This is a genomic window from Turicibacter sp. HGF1 (genome assembly GCF_000191865.1).
Lineage (GTDB): Bacteria > Bacillota_I > Bacilli_A > MOL361 > Turicibacteraceae > Turicibacter > Turicibacter sanguinis.
Genome location: NZ_AEXQ01000038.1, coordinates 1 through 20,025 on the forward strand (window position 1 = coordinate 1; position 20,025 = coordinate 20,025).

Annotated in this window: 22 protein-coding genes; 6 read left to right on the forward strand and 16 right to left on the reverse strand. The window is 33.2% G+C overall.

The genetic code is table 11. The features are described 5' to 3' along the window. Positions 1 to 90: 90 nt before the first annotated feature. Positions 91 to 654 (reverse strand): TetR/AcrR family transcriptional regulator, encoded by a 564-nt coding sequence (locus HMPREF9402_RS03800; RefSeq protein ID WP_009606540.1) that lies wholly within the window; start codon positions 652 to 654, stop codon positions 91 to 93. Between the two features lie 133 nt (positions 655 to 787). Here HMPREF9402_RS03800 and HMPREF9402_RS03805 point away from each other — a divergent pair, with 133 nt between their 5' ends. Then, complete coding sequence (locus HMPREF9402_RS03805; RefSeq protein WP_009606544.1) at positions 788 to 1,531, forward strand: nitroreductase family protein; 744 nt, start codon at positions 788 to 790, stop codon at positions 1,529 to 1,531. Positions 1,532 to 1,563: 32 nt separating this feature from the next. On the opposite strand, the gene HMPREF9402_RS03810 is transcribed toward HMPREF9402_RS03805, so the two are convergent. Next, positions 1,564 to 1,944, reverse strand: a complete 381-nt coding sequence (locus HMPREF9402_RS03810; RefSeq protein ID WP_009606534.1) for a DUF3887 domain-containing protein — start codon at positions 1,942 to 1,944, stop codon at positions 1,564 to 1,566. A 140-nt stretch (positions 1,945 to 2,084) separates the two neighbouring features. Here HMPREF9402_RS03810 and HMPREF9402_RS03815 point away from each other — a divergent pair, with 140 nt between their 5' ends. Both HMPREF9402_RS03815 and HMPREF9402_RS03820 read left to right on the forward strand, forming a co-directional pair. Continuing rightward, positions 2,085 to 3,002, forward strand: a complete 918-nt coding sequence (locus HMPREF9402_RS03815) for a nucleoside hydrolase (RefSeq protein WP_009606543.1) — start codon at positions 2,085 to 2,087, stop codon at positions 3,000 to 3,002. A gap of 45 nt (positions 3,003 to 3,047) precedes the next feature. Continuing rightward, positions 3,048 to 3,575 (forward strand): putative immunity protein, encoded by a 528-nt coding sequence (locus HMPREF9402_RS03820; RefSeq protein ID WP_009606538.1) that lies wholly within the window; start codon positions 3,048 to 3,050, stop codon positions 3,573 to 3,575. A gap of 261 nt (positions 3,576 to 3,836) precedes the next feature. Here the strand turns inward: HMPREF9402_RS03820 and HMPREF9402_RS03825 are convergent, their stop codons facing one another. Both HMPREF9402_RS03825 and HMPREF9402_RS03830 read right to left on the reverse strand, forming a co-directional pair. Continuing rightward, positions 3,837 to 4,793, reverse strand: a complete 957-nt coding sequence (locus HMPREF9402_RS03825) for a patatin-like phospholipase family protein (RefSeq protein ID WP_006784551.1) — start codon at positions 4,791 to 4,793, stop codon at positions 3,837 to 3,839. A gap of 231 nt (positions 4,794 to 5,024) precedes the next feature. Beyond that, complete coding sequence (locus tag HMPREF9402_RS03830; RefSeq protein ID WP_006784552.1) at positions 5,025 to 5,690, reverse strand: TIGR01906 family membrane protein; 666 nt, start codon at positions 5,688 to 5,690, stop codon at positions 5,025 to 5,027. 271 nt (positions 5,691 to 5,961) lie between these two features. On the opposite strand from HMPREF9402_RS03830, the gene HMPREF9402_RS03835 reads away from it, so the two are divergent. Then, on the forward strand, positions 5,962 to 6,567 hold the full coding sequence (locus HMPREF9402_RS03835; RefSeq protein ID WP_009606537.1) for a class I SAM-dependent DNA methyltransferase: 606 nt from the start codon (positions 5,962 to 5,964) through the stop codon (positions 6,565 to 6,567). Between the two features lie 12 nt (positions 6,568 to 6,579). Here the strand turns inward: HMPREF9402_RS03835 and HMPREF9402_RS03840 are convergent, their stop codons facing one another. The 6 genes from HMPREF9402_RS03840 to HMPREF9402_RS14455 all read right to left on the reverse strand — a co-directional run bounded on the left by HMPREF9402_RS03840 (position 6,580) and on the right by HMPREF9402_RS14455 (position 10,549). Next, entirely contained in the window at positions 6,580 to 7,359 is a 780-nt protein-coding gene (locus HMPREF9402_RS03840; RefSeq protein WP_006784554.1) for an alpha/beta hydrolase, read from the reverse strand. A gap of 146 nt (positions 7,360 to 7,505) precedes the next feature. Further along, entirely contained in the window at positions 7,506 to 8,480 is a 975-nt protein-coding gene (locus HMPREF9402_RS03845; protein ID WP_009606541.1) for a D-alanyl-D-alanine carboxypeptidase family protein, read from the reverse strand. Positions 8,481 to 8,579: 99 nt separating this feature from the next. Then, on the reverse strand, positions 8,580 to 9,026 hold the full coding sequence (locus HMPREF9402_RS03850; RefSeq protein ID WP_006784556.1) for a MarR family winged helix-turn-helix transcriptional regulator: 447 nt from the start codon (positions 9,024 to 9,026) through the stop codon (positions 8,580 to 8,582). Positions 9,027 to 9,248: 222 nt separating this feature from the next. After that, the gene (acpP, locus tag HMPREF9402_RS03855; protein ID WP_006784557.1) at positions 9,249 to 9,473 is read right to left on the reverse strand and encodes an acyl carrier protein; all 225 of its coding nucleotides are present in this window, start codon (positions 9,471 to 9,473) and stop codon (positions 9,249 to 9,251) included. 68 nt (positions 9,474 to 9,541) lie between these two features. Then, positions 9,542 to 10,261, reverse strand: coding sequence for a peptidylprolyl isomerase (locus HMPREF9402_RS14855; protein WP_006784558.1), 720 nt, complete (start codon positions 10,259 to 10,261; stop codon positions 9,542 to 9,544). Positions 10,262 to 10,405: 144 nt separating this feature from the next. Beyond that, entirely contained in the window at positions 10,406 to 10,549 is a 144-nt protein-coding gene (locus tag HMPREF9402_RS14455) for a hypothetical protein (RefSeq protein ID WP_155061841.1), read from the reverse strand. 168 nt (positions 10,550 to 10,717) lie between these two features. Here HMPREF9402_RS14455 and HMPREF9402_RS03865 point away from each other — a divergent pair, with 168 nt between their 5' ends. After that, positions 10,718 to 11,380, forward strand: coding sequence for a DUF2726 domain-containing protein (locus HMPREF9402_RS03865; RefSeq protein WP_009606535.1), 663 nt, complete (start codon positions 10,718 to 10,720; stop codon positions 11,378 to 11,380). A 210-nt stretch (positions 11,381 to 11,590) separates the two neighbouring features. Here the strand turns inward: HMPREF9402_RS03865 and HMPREF9402_RS03870 are convergent, their stop codons facing one another. From HMPREF9402_RS03870 to mgtE, 6 genes are all read right to left on the reverse strand, one after another. After that, a complete protein-coding gene (locus tag HMPREF9402_RS03870) occupies positions 11,591 to 13,777 on the reverse strand; it encodes a Tex family protein (protein ID WP_009606531.1) in 2,187 nt (728 codons plus the stop codon). 303 nt (positions 13,778 to 14,080) lie between these two features. After that, positions 14,081 to 14,650: a 2'-5' RNA ligase family protein gene (locus HMPREF9402_RS03875; RefSeq protein WP_009606532.1), complete on the reverse strand. Its 570-nt coding sequence runs from the start codon at positions 14,648 to 14,650 to the stop codon at positions 14,081 to 14,083. 129 nt (positions 14,651 to 14,779) lie between these two features. Further along, positions 14,780 to 15,304, reverse strand: a complete 525-nt coding sequence (locus HMPREF9402_RS03880; protein WP_009606530.1) for a ferritin-like domain-containing protein — start codon at positions 15,302 to 15,304, stop codon at positions 14,780 to 14,782. Between the two features lie 70 nt (positions 15,305 to 15,374). After that, complete coding sequence (locus HMPREF9402_RS03885; protein WP_229059670.1) at positions 15,375 to 16,781, reverse strand: sensor histidine kinase; 1,407 nt, start codon at positions 16,779 to 16,781, stop codon at positions 15,375 to 15,377. Then, positions 16,765 to 17,433 (reverse strand): response regulator transcription factor, encoded by a 669-nt coding sequence (locus HMPREF9402_RS03890; protein WP_006784562.1) that lies wholly within the window; start codon positions 17,431 to 17,433, stop codon positions 16,765 to 16,767. The genes HMPREF9402_RS03885 and HMPREF9402_RS03890 overlap by 17 nt, the downstream gene beginning before the upstream one ends. A gap of 64 nt (positions 17,434 to 17,497) precedes the next feature. Next, complete coding sequence (mgtE, locus tag HMPREF9402_RS03895; RefSeq protein ID WP_009606539.1) at positions 17,498 to 18,832, reverse strand: magnesium transporter; 1,335 nt, start codon at positions 18,830 to 18,832, stop codon at positions 17,498 to 17,500. Between the two features lie 386 nt (positions 18,833 to 19,218). On the opposite strand from mgtE, the gene HMPREF9402_RS03900 reads away from it, so the two are divergent. After that, positions 19,219 to 19,860 carry an HAD family hydrolase gene (locus tag HMPREF9402_RS03900; RefSeq protein WP_006784564.1) on the forward strand — a complete coding sequence of 214 codons (642 nt, stop codon included), beginning with the start codon at positions 19,219 to 19,221 and terminating at the stop codon, positions 19,858 to 19,860. Positions 19,861 to 20,025 lie beyond the last annotated feature (165 nt).

Sequence of the window (20,025 nt, forward strand, 5' to 3'; positions counted from 1 at the left end):
GCCTAAAACAGGCGATTTTTTCTTTTGGTTCAATGGGGTGAATGTACACCCTAGTGTATAGCCTTATAAAAACTTGATTCATTGATACTATCATCTTTCACAGCATACTTTAAAATCGAATAAACTTTTAAAAATAAGAGCCATCTCATGAGGTGGCTTGATTGCACCATCTTCTATCCACTTTAATAATAAATTCCATATTCCACCCGCAATATAATGCATCTGATATTGATAAAACTCTTCATCTATCTCCTGATAATTTGTGATACTTGTGATTTCTTTAAAAATATCCGGTACTCGTTTATTAAATTTACATGTGAAAAAAACCAATAAATTTTGACATAAAAGTAATTTTAAAAACTCTAAATGTTGGAGCCAAAATTCAAAATAAATAAGTCCTACTTTATAACAATTCAGTTCACTTGTTGCTTTAATTTTTTTAATAAATTCTTGTGCTAATAAGTCCCCATATTGGATTAGAATGTCTTCTTTAGATTCAAAATTACGGTAAAAGGTTTTGCGATCAACTTGTGCTCGCCTCGTAATTTCTGTAATTTTAATACTATTAAAATCTTCTTCTGTCATTAATTCTAGTAATGCTTCTGTTATAAATTGCTTTGAGCGAATGACGCTTGGATTAATTTTTTCAATCATGCTTTTATCTCCTGCCACAAAATAATGGATTATGTCCCACTTATTCTAAGTCTATTGACCGACCTTTATAGGCATAGTATACTACACCGTATAAAGTGCCACAAGTGTACCATTTTTAAAAGGAGAGATAATCATGAATCAAGAGCGATATTTAAAAGCCATTGATGAAAGATGTTCAAGAAGAACTTATATAACCAAAGATATTGAGATGGAAAAAGTAAACTCGCTTCAAAGATGTATTAAAAACTTAAATGAAATGAGCGGCTTAAATCTTCAACTGCAGTTAAATGGACCTGAATTATTTAAAGGATTCTCTTCATCATATGGAATGTTAAAAGGTGTTGGAGCTTATTTTGCATTAGTCGGATCAAAAGATGATAAAGACTTGCTTGAGAAGGTTGGATATTTTGGTGAAATCCTTGCTCTTGAAGCAACAGCTCTCGGACTTGGAACGTGCTGGATTGGTGGAACTTATGACCGAAAACTATGTGCGAAGCTTATTGATTTAAAAGAAAATGAGGAACTTGTAGCAATTATCACTGTTGGTTACACACCAGTGGATAAAACATTTAAGGAGAAAATGATTAGTAAACTTTCTCACCGTAAGACAAAAACAGTTGAGGAAATGTATCATAGTAATGAAGAGGTACCGAATGAATTTATTAATGGGATGAAGGCGGTACAAAAAGCACCTTCTGCACTGAATAAGCAACCAGTTAAATTCCATTTCACAAATGGTGTTGTGACAACATCGACTCTTAATAGCACAGGATATGAAAAGATTGATCTTGGAATTGCTAAATTACATTTTGAAATTGGAACTGGGCTACAAAAGAAATTTGAGATTGAAAATGGACAATCTGTTTATAAATTTTAAAAGGAGATAACAAATTGTTATCTCCTTTTTCTCTATTTTATATATAATCCAATTAACTCCATATCTGTGTTATATGTTGCGGTTACTTGTAACTTTCCATTTGCGTAATTAGAAATTAGTACAACTGTTGCATAATCACCATTAGCTTTAATTGTACAAGATGATTTATCTCGAGACTCCCCTAATTTTTCGTAGACTGGCTCCCACGCTTTTTGAATAACTGAAGCACTTAAAATATCTTTTAAATCATCGTTTACTGTAGTAACAATCGCATCATAGTTCTCATCATTCAAGTTTTCAACAATCGCTATAGTCTCTTGTTTTAATGTTTCCTTATCAAAACTTTCATCTAATACTTGTCCACACCCTGTTAGTCCTAATAAAACACAAAATACTAATAATAGTTTTTTCATGATTGTATCCCCCCTCTTCAACTGTAATATAGCATATCAAGGCCTCATAACTTGTCAGAACCTAAACTTTTTTCTACCGAATCCTGTCGAAATTATGCTAAACTTAATCTAAATTTAATTTTTAGGGAGAGACAGTCTACATGAGAAAATTTATTATTGATACCGATACAGCTTCAGATGATGTGATTGCAATCATTACCGCATTACGTGAACCTAGCATCAAAGTTATGGGAATTACTGTAGTAGCCGGGAATGTCGGACTTGAACAATCACTCCAAAATGCCTTAACAGCAATCAAAGTATCTGACACTTATATTCCACCAGTATTCGGCGGAATGAGTAAACCACTTTTTCGTGATTTAGTAATGGCTGATGACGTTCACGGAAGCGATGGACTTGGAAATATGTTCTTACCAAGATCTAATTTATCAATTGAACCTGAACATGCAATGGATGGCCTACTTCGACTTATTGAAGAAAATCCATATGAAATCGAACTCATCACCCTAGGCCCTCTAACCAATATTGCCATGGCTTGCTTAAAAGCGCCTGAAACGATGAACAAATTAAAATCAATCACTTTAATGGCTGGAACAGGACTTGGACCGGGGAATATTACTGAAACAGCAGAATTTAATGTTTATGTCGATGCAGAAAGCTTATCTATCGTCTTAGATTTAGAAATTCCAAAACTCTTTGTTGGTTGGGATGCCATCATGAACAAAGGATTCTTAACTCGTCAAGACATTAACTACTTAAAAAATAGCGATTCATCACTTGCTAAATTTGCTATGCGTTGTACACAATCTCTTGATGAATACAATCAAAAACTTGGATTTGATGGATTTGAATTAGCAGATCCAACTGCAATGATTGCAGCTATTTGGCCTGAAATGATGACAAAATGCATTCCTGCTTATGCCACTGTTGAAACAAAAAATGAGGATAACTATGGCCAAGTCTATTTAGACTTATCTTCAAAAACACCCAACGCCACAATTTGTATCGATATCAACCCTGATTTATTTAAAAAATATCTATTTCAATCTTTATTATAAGCTGAAGTGATATAATGAACTTATCATTATCACAGGGGGGCTACGATGGCTAAACTAAGGAAAATGCTTGGAAGTATAGATTCACCAGAGATTATTTCTTTAATGCATTTAATTGAAACACAAAATAAAATGACGATTGCCACTTGGTGTGTTAACTATGCAAAGGAACATATTCTCCCTATTTATCAAAAGAGTTTTCCGAAAGATCAACGCTTACTTCAAGCGATTAATGGGGCATTAGATTATTTAGAGGGGACAATAAAATTACCTGCAGCTAAAAAGCTAATCTCTGAGGCTCAAACAGCAGCAAGAGAGACAAAGGAAAATCCAATAGCACAAGCGGCAGCCAGAGCAGTCGCTCAAGCCTGTGCCACTATTCATAAATCAACTAATGCATTGGCACTTGCATTTTATGGATCAGCAGCAATTGCCTATGATCGAGTGGGATTACTCGAAACAAAAGAAACTTATGATGAAATTGCGACTGAAGAATTTCATAGGTTAGAAGAAGCTTTACGCTCTATTGCGATTGAAAATGAACCCAATCCAGCCAAAATCAATTGGCACTGCTAGAATAAAAAATAGCACCGTATTGAGGTGCTATTTTTTATTCCGAATATCGAAAGGGCTTAGTTATCCATTTGAATAACTTATATATAATAAATACTGGAATACCATATTGAATCATGACCACTGTAAAATAGCATGCTAATTTAACAAAGAAAAAGATAAACGCAAATAAGCTAAAAAGCCAACTCATCACGAATGTCCTCCTTAATAAAACTATGTTTCATTTCCTTTGTATCTTATGTTTTTAAAGTATTTATGTGCGTTTTATTTACGATATTTCTTTAAAAACTGATTATTCCAATTTACGTGGTGTTTAATATATGGAGCAATATTTTTTCCTTTTAAATAAGCAATGAGCATCGGTGCTAATGTAACTACACCATCTCGATATCCGATTTCAATTCTTTCTTTAATCGAAGTTTGATTAAAATTTAAAGTTCCACTTCCATTCACAATTTCTAATGGAAACGAAGGATAAATTTCTATAATATTTGCCTGTGGATAAAGATTTAAATCTACTTTATCTGTATACGTTAAATGAACGACGATAATTAAATCTAAATCATGATTCATAATTGGAGCAATAGGTACATTATCCGCACTAGCTCCCGAATATAGAGGGTTATTAATTCCTCCATCCGCATATTGTTTACCTTTAAACGTCACTGGAGTAAAAATAAAGGGAACAGCACATGAAGCAATGCTAATATCAATTATTTCTTCTTCATTGTAATCATTGAGCTTAAAGTATTCTGGATGACCATCATTAATATTATAGGCACAACTGTAAATATCAATATTCGTACTTTTTAATGTTGGCATATCTACGAATTCCTCGATATAGTCACGAATTCCTTTTTGAGAAATGAGTCCAAGAGCACTTAAATCAACGTTTTCTGCTATTTCATCTGGCTTATGACCCGTAGCAATCAATTTGATGATTTCTCCTATATCAGCCAACTTAAATCCTTCACTTTTCGTGACAATCTTTTGATAAGTTAACGACTTCCAACTAATATCAATAAGGTCCCGCTTCTTCATACAAAGCATCAAGGAGTTAAGTGTTCCAATTGAAACACCAGAGACTGCTGTAATATTATTAATTAAATCTAAGTCCCATAAAGCTTGCATCACACCTGCTTGATAAGCTCCTTTTGTTCCTCCACCAGCTAAAACTAGGCCAACCTTCAAATCATAAAGACTTTGATCCATAAAATTCATTTTGCCACCTCGCAGCATGCATTATCTACCATTAGTCTATGTTATAATTCTCCATTTAATAGCAATATTAAGTGAAAATTAAATTTAATCTATTATTTCATTGCTTTTTCGCTTTCAAGTATATATAAATTCCTTAGCAAACTGATTACCACCCAGTCCTAAAATGAAGTTTAATTGTTCCTTATCTAATCCAAATAAAAAAGATGCCACCCATGTAGCATCTTCATTCCTTTATCTCAAGTCAGCTTTTAATCTTTTACGGTAAATAATTTTGATTAATATACAAATAGCAAATAAAAGTGTAATAATCATAACACTTAAAATTAAGAATAGTTCTTCTGGTAGAGCTAAAATGACTGGATCGGTACGATAATCAAAAACCCAGTAATCATTACGAAAGAAGATTTTATGGAACATCGTAAAAGTAGCTGAAAAGTTCACCATAATTGAAACAATTAACAAACCAAATACAATAAATGTTAAATTAACACCTTTATTAAACATAGATAATACGGCTTTATCTTTGTCGTGATGTTTAATCACTAAAAAGATAGCTAATGCGATGATAAATAAGATAACAATGACATATAACCATTGAAAAATGATTTTAACATCCGCAAAATGAATCATTCCATTTTCACTCATTTTAAAATCTGAAAGTGTCAAATACTCTGAACTAAAACACTGTAAATAAGAAACAATTTCTTTATAGTTTAGCATTAGAGCATCTTTTGAAAGTCCTGTAACCGAGGTTAATCGATATTTATCAATAATAAACCCATAAATAGAAGTGCAGTTTAAAACAATTAAGACAGTAGTTGAAATCAATGCTAGAAAAAACCACAATCCCCCTATATACTCTACAATCTTATGTTTTAACTTTTTACGCTTGTTCATACTTCTTTCTCCCTTGTGAAGCTTCTTTAAACATGATTTTATAGACTTTACTATTATAAATGCTCAACTTCATTGTGGCAATGTTATCTGCTTAAAAAGTTAAATTTAGTACTTAAAAAGACTAATCATCATCGGATGATGTAGAATAATGGAAAATGATTCCCTGTCATCTTTACGTTCATCGACATGTCAAAATGTTAGAAATATGATAGAATATTCATTAAGGCTAAAAAAACAAATATGATGAATCACTCTGAAAGGGGTTGTGAATATGGACTTCAATGCATTATCACCAAACTGGGATACTGACTTAAGAGTTAAACGCGCGGAAGCAATTAGTGCTGAGATTGAGAGTTATTTAGGAAGTGGCCCTCTTGAAATGATGGAGTTTGGTTGCGGAACAGGCCTCATTTCTTTTCATCTTAAAAATAAAAAAGCACAATTCTTACTAATCGATAATTCTGAAGGAATGATTAAGGAAGTTAAACAAAAAATTAATGAGTCTGATCTTAAAAATATGAAGACTTATTGTGGTGAATTAAAGGATTTAGAAACTGATACTAAATTTGACGTTATCTACACTTCAATGGTTTTACATCATATTGAGGATGTTCAATCTACTGTGAATCTTCTAGCAAGTCATTTAAAACCAAACGGAAAATTAATCATCGTGGACTTATTACCAGACAATGGAACTTTCCACAATCACAGTGAAACCTTTAAAGGTCACCACGGCTTCTCTATTAATGAAATGAAAGAGTATTTAGAAGCTGCTTCTTTACAAAATATTAGTGGCCGTAAATTTTACTCTAGTTATAAAATGGTCGATGATATGAATCATCCTTATAGCTTATTTAGTATCTATGCAACAAAATAAAAAAGTGAGATCTTAAGATCTCACTTTTTTATTTGTTATGAATTTTTCGAAATAGCTATTAAGTTGTCTTTTTTCATCTTCCGTAAAGTAAAAATGCCCTGATTTAGGTAACTCTAATACATTATATTTACAAGTTAAATGACGTTTAAATACATTTATACTTTCATCACTAACAAACTCATCATCTTTACAATGTACAATAGTTAATGGAATTTTAATCTCACCTAATTTTTTATTTGTTTCTCTAACAAGCGAAAATAAATCTAAATAGCGTGGAATCCATCTCAAATAGGTAATAAGATGTTTCGCTCTTTTAATACTCCAAGCTCGATAAATAGCTGTCGTATAAATATCTTTTTCATCAACTTTACCGCGCGCTACTTTTATACTACATCTTAATCCCCTAAAACTTAATTTTAATTTTAACGGTGTTGAAATTAAAAAAGCTTTTTTTATCTGTGGATAACGTAAAGAAGTTAAAAGGCCTAGTAAACACCCCATCGAATGACCAACAATAATAATCTGTTGATAATCTTTTGATAATCGTCTAATCGTCTGTTCAACATAATTTAGCCATACTTGTTTCTCAATACGAGAAAATCTTTCAGCACTATCACCATGTCCAGGTAATAAAATGGCATAACTTGAGTAACCATTTTGATTGGCGATATCAGCTAACCCTCTAAATTGATAAGGCCCCTCCAAAATTCCATGAATAAACAAAACCACACCCTTAGCATGTGGAACCTCGTGTATAAAAGGTTTATGGGCTACTCTTTTCGTTAATTCCATATTATCACCTATTCCTTAAGTCATAACAATATTTTACCATTTTTTATCTTTTTCATTCAGGATTTTGGTATTTTTATTGACTTAAAAAATGTTGATAAAGATTAATAGCATAATAATGAAAATATTTCGACTCATCTTATTCTCCATTACAATTGATTTAAGAAATAATTATATAAATAAACAGCATCAAGCACGTGATATTGTGGGGTATAGGCACTTCCATCAGCGTGCGTTGTCACAAGGGCATATTCGTGTTTTCCATCTGTTGCATAGCTCGCTAAACAAAGTTGCGCCTCATGCGTATAACCTGTTTTTCCACCTAACATTTCAACACGACCAAATGTTGGTGATGATAAACGGTCAAACATTCGACTCGTAAAGACTAACATTGGCGTTGTACTCGTGACATAAGATTTAGCAGAATAAATTTCTCTAAACTTATCGTTATATAGCGCGGCCTTGACTAATACGGCCATATCTCGCACCGTTGAGTAATGATTATCGTCATGAAGTCCTGTTACATTTGTAAAGTGAGTGCTCGTCATGCCAAGTTCCCTTGCTTTTTGATTCATTAATTCAACGAAGGCCTCTTCTGAACCTGCTACATAATTGGCTAATGTTTGGGCTGCATCAGCACCTGATGGTAACATCGTTCCATATAACAAATCGTCGCCACTCACAACTTGTCCATTTGAAAATCCGGCAAGCGCGGCTCCTTCTTCATATAACTTATTAAAATCAACATCTACAACCATCGGCGTATTTGGCATATTTTCAATCGCAACTAACACTGTCATCATTTTGGTCAGAGACGCTGGATATGTTATAACATCAGGATTTCTTTCATAAATGATCTCATTCGCCGTTAAATCCACCAAGATTGCATTGGAACTATAAATCCCTACCTTCACATCATCATCTGTTAAAACATAATCACTTTTAAATCCGTAACCGTAATGCAGGGAAAAGATTAAATCCTCGCGATTAGGCATATAAAAAGTACGATAATGTTTTTCTATGGTAACGTCCTCTTTAAGGGGACTTGCTTGGACAACTGGTGCTAATCCTAATAAAGTAATCGCTGCTATCGATATATTTTTTAAATTAAACCATTTAGACATAAAAAAATCAGCTCCTTATACGACTATTAAACCATATAATCGGAGCTGATACCTTGTTATTTTAATAAAAAATTATTAAATAATTCGCCAAAAAACATCTTATTGATGTTTTTCTTGTAATTTTTTGAAGAATCGATAGATACTCTCTAATGATTGAACTAAATCTTCTCGAAACTCTAAGTCTTTTAAAGCAGCATTTACTAAGTCTTCATGAAAGGCTTCATGAATTTCAAATACACTCTGACCTTTTTCCGTTAAATCTAGTAAAACCACTCGACGATCATTCACATCACGTTTACGTGTTACATAACCTTTTTCTACTAATCGGTTAACCGATGTTGTCAAAGTCCCCATTGTAATCATTAAACGTTTAGACACGGTCCCCATTGTTGATGGTTCACATTTACGAATCGCCTCAATGACATGAATCTCCGTCATCGTTACATCAACTGCATCATGCTCTTGTAAATTACGTTCCTCTAAAATTAAAATTTGATTAAAAACATCTGTTAATAATTCATTAACAACTTTTCTTGAGCGATCCACCTATAACACCTCCCATTTCTATATGCTGACAGAAATATGATCTAGACTTATATATCAGGAAACAAAAAAATCCTCTTGTACATATCTATTAAAAGCAAAATTGCTTAAATTTTCAAAAAATAGTAACCTATTATTAGAATGGGCGAAATTAAATGATTTATGACTAGCTGTGTATAATCGGTAAAAAACTAGGAGAAAGTATCTCCTAGTTCATTTAAAAAATTATTGTTTACTTTCGATATAATCAACGATGTTTTTAACGCTTTTCATTGCTTTAGCATCGTCTTCAGCGATTTCTAAATCGTACTCTTCTTCTAATGCCATGATTAATTCAACAGCATCTAAAGAGTCAGCACCTAAATCTTCTAAAGTTGAATCAATAGTTACTGCTTCTGCATCTACACCTAATTCGTCTACAATAATTTCTTTAACGCGATCAAATACCATTTTGATTTCCTCCTTCATCTAACTATAGTACTATTATAATTAGTTTGAATTACAAAGTAAATAGTTTTTTAGGCTTTTTCTACCGTATATTTAGATTTTAAACCTTGAGTAAACGCACTATACATCTCATTTTGTTTTTTCGTCACTAAGTATTGTTTAATTTGTGGTAAAACATCAGTAAATGGCACTGTTTCTTTTTTGTCTAATAATTTAATTAAATGATATCCAAACTGAGATTTAACTACCCCAGAAATTTCTCCAATATTTAAAGCGAATGCAGCTTGTTCAAATTCAGGAACCATTTGTCCACGTCCGAAATCTCCTAAATCTCCTCCACGAGCTCCAGAAGGACAGCTTGAATGTTCGCTTGCTAATTGATGGAAATCTGCGCCTTCATTAATTTGATTTAATAAATCCTCTGCTTTTGCTTCTTCATCTACTAAGATATGAGCAGCGCGAACTGTTTCTTCTTTGAATTGATCTTGGTTTTCATTATAGTAAGCTTCACACTCAGCATCTGTTACATTAATTGTTTTGAACATTTGTCCAATGCTGTGTTGGAAAATGAATTCGCGATATAATTTTTGGAACTCTTCAGTTTCAGTTAATCCAGACTCAATTGCATCTTCAACAACTAATTGACGAGCAACTAATTCATCTAATAAATCTTGTTTTTGTTCTTCAGTTGTTAAATTAATATTTTGTTGTGCGCGTAAGGCATCGATTGTTTCATTTAACATTTCTTCAGTGATTTCATAATTTTTAACTTTAGCTAATACTTTTGACATTTTTTGTACACCCTTTCGGTTTCATATATAGCATAATTGTAGTACTTATTTACCATTTAGTAAAGAAAAGCTACACTTTAAATCCTAACAATCAAAAGGATTATCGAAAAATTCACAGATAATCCTTTTTCTATATCTACCATCCTAAAAAATCTCAGTTCCTGACTCATCAAAATAGCTGACTTCCATTTCAAAATAATCTGTTCCTGCAGGGAGATTCAAATCAAAAATAGTCAGCGTTGGGAGGCCTATCTCTATCTCCTCTGATGGTAAACCTTCCTTATTCACCGTTACCTGAACTTTGGATAATTCAGTTCAACCCAAAAATATACTCCTAAATAACTTTATTTGATTACTTGTTAGTATTAAACATACATTTTTTACCACATAATAAAACAATTATCTTAAAATAATGTTAAAATTAGGGAGAGATAATCACTAGAGAGGATATGAATAATGAGCGAAAATATTGGATGTTTAGGAAGTATTCTTAATGCACTGGGACTATTACCAAAACAGAATAACAAACAAAGTAAAAAAATAGAAAATATATTTCCATATGTTTTACGGGATGATTTTTTATCAGCAGCAGAACTTAATTTTTATAAATCCTTGTCACTTGCTACTAAAGAGCTTCCATTTAAGATTTTGTCTAAAGTATCATTAGGAGATTTATTTTTTGTTAATATAAAAGATTTTAAAATGAAACAAAGCTATTGGAATAAAATTAACCGAAAACATGTAGACTTTTTAGTTTGCGATAATGTATCTCTGAAACCATTGGTAGCTATTGAACTGGATGATAAAAGTCATCAGCAATCAAATAGAGTACAACGAGATGCATTTGTTGATGAAGTTTTTAAAGCGGCTAATCTCCCTCTTCTCCATATACCCGTCAAAAATAGCTACGCAATTTCTGAATTAACAGATTTAATACAGTCCCAAATGAAAACTAATCCTATTATTGCTAGTATTACCTCCGAAGATTATGTACCAATCTGTCCAAAATGCCAGATACCTATGACTTTACGTGAAACTAAAAAAGGCAATCATATTGGACAAAAGTTTTATGGTTGTTCAAACTTTCCAAAATGTAAAGAAATTAAACCCTATAATTAATAAAAGGAGACTAAACTAATGCAAGTTGAAGTTATAGAAACTACAGGTGGTAATATCTTCAATCAATTACTATTTTCAATTTCATCTTTAATCCCACTGGTTATGTACGGATTGATTATTTATATTCTGATACTAATCATAAAATGTTTAAAGTTGTATATTAAAAATAATTCATAATATTAAAAAGGAGCTAGCTAGCTCCTTTTTAATTTATTTAGCTTCTGGCATGATCATCGTTAACGCTAATCGTTTACGATTTAAGTCAACTGACTCTACCCATACCTTAACGATGTCCCCAACTGAGGCAACGTCCATTGGATGTTTAACGAATCCTTTTTTCATTTTTGATAAGTGAACTAATCCATCTTCTTTTACACCACAGTCGACAAATACTCCGAAGTCAACAACGTTACGAACTGTCCCTTGAAGTTCCATTCCTGGTTTTAAATCTTCAAGTTTTAACACATCAGAACGTAATAAAGGTGCTGCCACCTCATCACGTGGATCACGATTCGGTGCAACAAATGCATCTAAAATATCGTTTAATGTATGTTCACCAACACCAAGCGTTGCCATTAATTTTAAGCGATCAGCTTTAGCAACTGCTGCTTTTAAGCCTTCGGTTCCTAAATCATCTTTTGTGCACCCTAAGCTTTCAAGAACTTCTTCTGCAACTTTGTAACTTTCAGGGTGAATACCCGTTTTATCAAGCGGATTTACCCCATCAATAATACGTAAAAATCCGATTGCTTGCTCATAAGTTTTAGCTCCTAAGCGTGCAACTTTCTTTAACTCTTCACGTTTTGTGAACTTTCCAACTTCATCACGGTGCTTCACGATATTATTGGCAATCGTTGAAGAAAGACCCGCTACATATTTAAGTAATGCAGGCGACGCTGTATTTACGTTTACCCCTACCTGGTTAACAGTTGTTTCAACCACGAAGTTTAATGAATCATTCAACTTAGATTGCGTTACGTCATGTTGATATTGACCTACCCCAATAGACTTAGGATCAATCTTAACCAGCTCTGCTAATGGGTCTTGAAGACGTCTTGCAATCGAAACAGCCGAACGCTCCTCAACCTGTAAATCTGGGAACTCTTGACGCGCAAGATCTGATGCCGAATAAACTGAAGCTCCTGCTTCATTCGTAATAATATAATAAATTGGATGCTTAATTTCTTTTAACACATCAACAATAAAACTTTCTGTTTCGCGTGAAGCTGTACCATTACCGATCGACACAATTTCTACTTTATGAGTATTGATTTTATCAATGACCTTAGCACGCGCCGCCGCTACTAATTTAGGGTCTGCAGTTGACCCTTTTGATTTTTCGTGAGGATAAATCACATCGATATCTAATACTTTACCAGTCTCATCAACAACTGCTAACTTACATCCAGTACGGAAAGCAGGGTCAACTCCAAGTACAACTTTTCCTTTCATAGGAGGTTGTAATAATAATTGACGCACATTCTCAGAGAAGATATGAATCGCTTGATTTTCTGCTACCTCTTTTAAACTAGCACGAATCTCACGCTCAATTGAAGGTTTGATTAAACGTTTATACGCATCCTCAATTGCCATCATCACCTGATTGGCAGCTTCCCCTGATGCATCCTTAATAAATTGCTTTGATAAATAAGTGTGTACGCCTTCAGCGTTCTCTGTAATAGAAATACGTAAAATCTTCTCCGACTCTCCACGATTCATCGCCAGAACACGGTGAGGAACAATACGTGAGATAGGTTCAGAGTATTCATAATATTGTTCATAAACATGGCGCTCATCTAATGATTTATCACGAACCTTAGATTGAATTTCACCATTTTTCGTTGTATATTCACGAATCCATTTACGATAATCTGCGTTATCCGCAATCATCTCCGCGATAATATCGCGAGCTCCTTGTAAAGCCTCTTCAACAGATGCTACTTCTTCATTCACATATTTAGCTGCTTCAACTTCAATTCCTGATTGTGGATAAGTTAAAAGATACTGTGCTAATGGCTCTAAACCTTTTGCTTTTGCCATCGTTGCACGAGTTTTCTTTTTCTCCTTAAATGGACGATATAAGTCTTCAATCTCAGTTAATTTCTCTGCTTTTAAAATTTGATTTTTTAACTCTGGTGTTAACATCCCTTTTTCATCAATTAAACGAATGACATCATCTTTACGTTGTTGTAAGTTCACACCGTACTCATACGTCTTTGAGATTTCACGAATTTGTTCCTCATCTAATGCCCCTGTTACCTCTTTACGATAACGTGCAATGAAAGGAACGGTTGATCCCTCTTCTAAAAGTTTTAAGACCGCATTAATTTGGTTCGTTGAAATATTTAATTGCTTCGCAATTTGCTTATATAAATCATTCATAAAATTTTGTTCCATGTAGGGCCCCTCCTTTTTAGTCGCTTGTATTATTTTAGCACAAAAAAAAATCATAGTTATGTTCTGTATAATTTTTTACTATATTTATCAAATTTCTAGTTATATAATGATAAATATCAAATTATTTTGCAACAATATATACAGATTAAACATTAGAGAGGATCTTCAATATGAAAAAATCAACAGCTATGCTTGGTGGATTTGTCTGTTTAATTATCGCTATACTACTTTTACTTTTTGTAAAATAGCCATTTTAAAATAAAGAAAAGACAGGTGTTGCAAGATGCACCTGTCTTTTCTTTATTAATTAGATACCTTCAATGTTTTAGAAAGAATTAAACGCTCCTTTACAACACTTCCCGCTTCATTAAAGAAAACTTCAACTAAACCTATCTCCATGATGGTTGCTTGAATACACGAAATATTTTTTTGACAATACTCAAATGCTTGCAGCAAGGTCTCTTCAGTTAAATGGCCCGCAACACTACAGTGAGGGACCCAACGCTGTGGCAAATAATAAGAATTCGGATTTTGATTAAACTGTTCAAAAGCTTCATGATAGTTTCCATGTAAGTCTAATAGCTCCTTCGTCATGGTTGGGGCTAAATAAAGCATTTTTCTCCCAATAAACGATCCCAATGTATTTAATTGAATTGTCACCTGAGCTTGATGCGTAAAATATTGCTCTATCATTAACGATAACTTTTCAACATCTATATCTTGATAATCCGCAAGTGTAATATGTGGTCTTCTATTTTTAGGAATAACTCCATAATCAGTTATCCCCAGTTCATATAATTCACGCCAAAATTGTTTTAATTTTACTTCCGTTTCAAAATCAAAATAAGCTAATACCGCATACTCTTTTCTCATCCTATCCCCCCTCTATCGTTACAATTAACAATAAATCACATTCATAAAATTGTCTACAAAAAAAACCTCTTAGATGAATTTGTGATTACCACCAAAAGTGGAATTTTACAAATCCATCTAGAAGAGCGTTTATCTAAAATATTTATGATACAAAGCCGTTAAAATACCGATATGTACTTCTTCATCTTGAACAATTCGTCGTAATATCTCTTGAATATTTTTATCTTGAATTAATTTGATATGATCGTTATACTGGGTGACCATTTCATTTTCATCTTCAATTGAATTTTTAATAATAATCATTAAAGTATCTGCATATCGATCCATCGATGCATTCCAATACTTAAACTGTTGCCCAGTATATGCCCCATACTTAGGTTTAGCACCTAATGCTACTAAAACTTCAGCTAATATTTTTAAATGATGCATCTCAACTTCTGCAATTCCTAACAAATCGTTGGCTACTTCCTCGTATTCTTTTTGAAGCAAAACATTTTGTTGAACATACTGAGTAATTGCGGTTAGCTCTGAAACTCTACCGGCATAATCTTCATAAATAAGTTTAGCATATTCATCATTTGGCTTCCCTACTTCGACTTGTGGATAAGGTAAATCCGCCTTATAACTTTTATTATGTTGGTATTTTCCTTGCATCGTTAATCACCTACCTCATTAAAGCTCTGTATATTATATTCATACATAACATTAATGAACTAGTTTCTGACTAAACGACTGGTAATTGAATCATAAATTCGCTTCCCACTCCAAGTTTACTTAATACAGTAATTACTCCACCATGTGCCTCAACAATAGATTTCGCGATTGTTAACCCGACGCCAATGCCCCCTGTTTCCTTACTTCTTGACTTATCCACACGATAAAAACGTTCAAAAATATGTTTCAAATCAACATCTGGAATTCCAATTCCGCTATCTGAGACCTTGATATAAATATATTTCTCATCAGACTGACACGTCACCGTAATCACGCCTCCGACATTCGTATACTTTATGGCGTTCGATAATAGATTGATTAACACTTGGGAAAATTTCTTCTCATCAACTAAAGCTATTACTGGTTCTATTTGCGAATGAATCTCGATGTTTTTTTCAAAGGCTTGAACTTGATAATTATAAATGACAGACACTAACAGCTCATCTAATCGTATTTTAGATAACTCAAGCTTTGTCCTTTCGCTATCATACTTTGAAAGATGGCGTAGTTCATCTACCATCCGGCTAATCCTAACGACTTCCTCATTAATACTCATCAAACGCTCAGACGTCGGCTCCCAAATCCCCGCAATCATCACATCCAAATGCCCCTTTACCGTCGTTAAAGGCGTTCTTAACTCGTGCGCAATATCAGTCGTCAGTTGCTTCCTCAACATTTCTTGCTCATTTAAAGCCAGTGACAGATTATTAATCGATGTGATTAACTCATCAATCTCCTTAATATCGCTACGAGTCTCCACTTCCTTTTTATATTGGCCAGTCTCTATCAACTTCGCCATTCGAGACACCTTCATGATAGGAATCGAAATAGATTTCGAAATCATCGCAGAAACCACCACAATACTGCCCACCGAAACAATCCCGATAATCAAAATCACCTGATTGACCGTATTCAAAAGCTCCAAATCATTACTCATATAATACGTCGAAGCATAATGAGTTAAATCCAGTTTTCCGACAACTTCATCTCTCTCATTATAAATATCTACTTGATAATCCTCGAGGGCATTATTCCAATCACTATCAATGTTTTGCATATTTTGACTAATTTCATTTAACGTATAATCTGATAAAACTTTCTCATCAGAAAATACACTCCAAAGCTCCTGATTTGAATGATCATAAACCTTAATGGCAATTCCTTTTTGAATCGCATCAATTCCTAAATCTTTAATAAACTCCATATCCCATTCATCATTGCGATACAAGCTTTTAACATCAAAATTCATTAAATGATACAACTCTACTTTATTCGAATCATCGACATATCGTTCAAATGAACGTTGAAATAACGTTGCAACAAACAAACGAATCATGATGATTGTCACAATCATCACAAGGGAAAAAATAAAAATCATTTTTTTATTAATAGGCATTCTTTTACTTTTGTAATCCAAAACGATACCCCACTCCGTACACGGTTAAGATAATTGAATCTATCTCAATCTTATGCCTTAAATTTTTAATATGACTATCAATCACACGATCAAATTTTTCAACATATCCATCAACTGCATAAGCCAGTAATTCTTCTCGAGTATACACTTTTTGAGGATGTGAACTAAGGGCCAATAAAATTTTATACTCTGTATTCGTTAAAGGAACCTCCTGTCCTTTAACCTTTAACTGATGGGATAAAGTATTTAGTTCAAAATCTGTTCCAAATTTAATTAAATCTTGATTATCTTTTTTTATCGTTCGTTTTAAAATAGCCTTTATTCGGAGTAATAACTCCATTATATTAAATGGCTTACAAATATAATCATCACAACCTAATTGAAAACCTTCAATTCGATCTTCATCTTCTATTTTGGCTGTTAGCATTATAATTGGAATATCAGACTGTTGTCTAATTTGTTTACAGATTTCTTCTCCACTCACATCAGGCAACATTCGATCAAGCAGAATCAAATCATAGGTATACTGATGAAATAAACTAAGTGCTGTTTTACCATCATGAGCAACCTCTGTTTGATACCCTTCATTATCTAAACACGCCTGTACAAATTCACAAATCTTTACTTCATCATCTACCATTAAAATACGCATCTCATCAACTCCAATCTCTCTTTTATTATAAGCAGAAAAAGCCTACAATGTAGGCTTTTTCATATTAAATTCCTAAAAGTGTGCGAGCTAACATAAAGTAAACAATTAATGCAAAGGCATCAACAATCGTTGTAATCAACGGACTCGCCATAATAGCTGGATCAAATTTTAACTTCTTAGCAATAATCGGTAAAATACTTCCCACCACTTTAGCTAAAATAACCGTAAAGAACAAACTTGCACAAACAGTAATTCCGACCATAAACTCGACATGCTCAATAAAATAAATTCTTAAAAAATTGACAACAGATAGAACAATTGCCACAACACTTCCTACTCGTAACTCTTTAAACATAACTTTTAAATAATCATGAGTCGTAATTTCACCAAGCGCTAATCCTCGAATAATTAAAGTAGAAGACTGAGAACCAGCATTTCCCCCTGTGTCCATTAACATTGGAATAAATGATGCTAAAATAACAACCGATTGAATGACTTCCTCAAACCCTTGAATGATACGACCTGTCACCGTTGCTGAAATCATTAAAACTAATAACCAAATAATACGATGTTTAGCTAAAGATAAAACGGGAGTTTTTAAATAAGGTTCCTCGTTTGGTGCCATCGCTGCCATCTTTTGAAAATCTTCCGTATTTTCTTGCTCAATGATATCCACAACATCATCAATCGTAATCATTCCTACTAGACGGTTTTCTTTATCCACGACGGGCATCGTTACTAAATCATACGCCTTAAATAAATGTGCAACCTCTTCTTGATCAACCGATGTTTGAACTGAGATAAGATTAGTGTCCATAATATCTTCAATTATCATATCATCTTCGCTTAAAATTAAATCTTTAAGTGTCACCGATCCTAAAAGATGACGTGCTTGATCAATGATAAAACAAGTTTCTAACGTTTCCTTAGTTGTTCCAGTTTTTCGAGTATGATTAATTGCCTCTTTAACAGTCATATACGCTTTTAAATCAACAAACTCAATCGTCATAATTGAACCTGCTGAATACTCAGCATATTTCAAAAATTGATTAATCAACTCACGTTTTTGAGGAGACGTATTTCGAATAACCTTTTTTACAACATTTGCAGGTAACTCCTCAATAAAATCAACTGTGTCATCTAAAAATAACTTATCCACAATTTGTGTGACTTCTCGATCTGTAATCGACTCCACAATATGTTGTTGAGAATCTTTATCTAAATAGGAAAAAACTTCTGCAGCAATATCCTTAGGTAAAATCCTAAAAACTAAAACCAACTCTTCATCCTCAAGATCCATTAATTGATTCGCTACATCAACAGAATTCAATTCTTGTAAATACTCACATAACTCTAATAACTTATTTCTTTCAATTAACTCTTTAATTTCAATAACCATGGCTCAATCCTCCTTGGTTACCATATCCTCCACTTCATAAGATGGTCAGATATGGAACCCATCTTATTATCCTTACAACAACTCGGACTACCGTCCATACCCTCACATCCTTTCAATATCATCGGCAAAGTAGGTACATTCACAACCCGCGATATTATATGACAACACTATGGAGAAATTATGTGGTTTTATTAAAAAGTTGAATCAAGCGTTTAGCCAGTCGTAAAAATAGGGGGCCCCCACGCTAGGAAATGAGCTTGCGAATTCGTAGCTTTCCTCCCTTAGTAGGGCTTTTTTGATATGAGAGATAATCTCCCTTATAACATTGCTTTATGCCATATTCATTGTTATAATCCACTTATCAAATTTAGAATGAGGGATTAGATATGAAAAAAGCTATAATATTTGATATGGATGGATTAATGATTGATAGTGAAAGAGTGACTTATGAAGAATATTGTCATAAGTTAGATCAATTAGGATATAAATTTGACGAAACACTTTATCGTCGTTGCCTAGGAAAAAATAAAAAAGGCGTTTATCAAGTATTAATAGATCACTACGGAGAAGATTTCCCAATAGATGAGGTCTGGGATGATGTTCATGTCTCATTAGATAACCGCCTAAAACTTAACACACCATTAAAAAAAGGAATCGTTGAATTACTAACGTTTCTAAAAGAAAATAACTATAAAACAATTGTAGCAACCAGTAGTGCTCGTGCTCGTGCGGATATCATTTTAAAAACAGCAAATATCTATCAATATTTTGATGATATGATTTGTGGCGATGAAGTGACTTGTGGAAAACCTCATCCTGAAATTTTCTTAACAGCCTGTGAAAAATTAGGAATAACTCCTCAGGAAGCGTTAGTTTTAGAAGACAGTGAAGCCGGCATTACAGCAGCACACGCTGGAAATATAGATGTTATCTGCGTACCAGATATGAAATATCCTGATGAAGAGTTTGCCAATAAAACAGTTAAAATTGTCGAATCATTATTAGAGGTTATTGATCATCTAAAATAAATGTGACCTCACTTTATCAATACGTAATCAATTGATTAAACCTCTGCCTCAACTGCTTTTTTATAGTACCAAAAACTAGATACTTAAAAAGATAGATTTTGTCTTGCTAATAGTACCTATAAACTCGTTAAACGTTTTCAAAAAATGATACATAAAAAAAGGTCT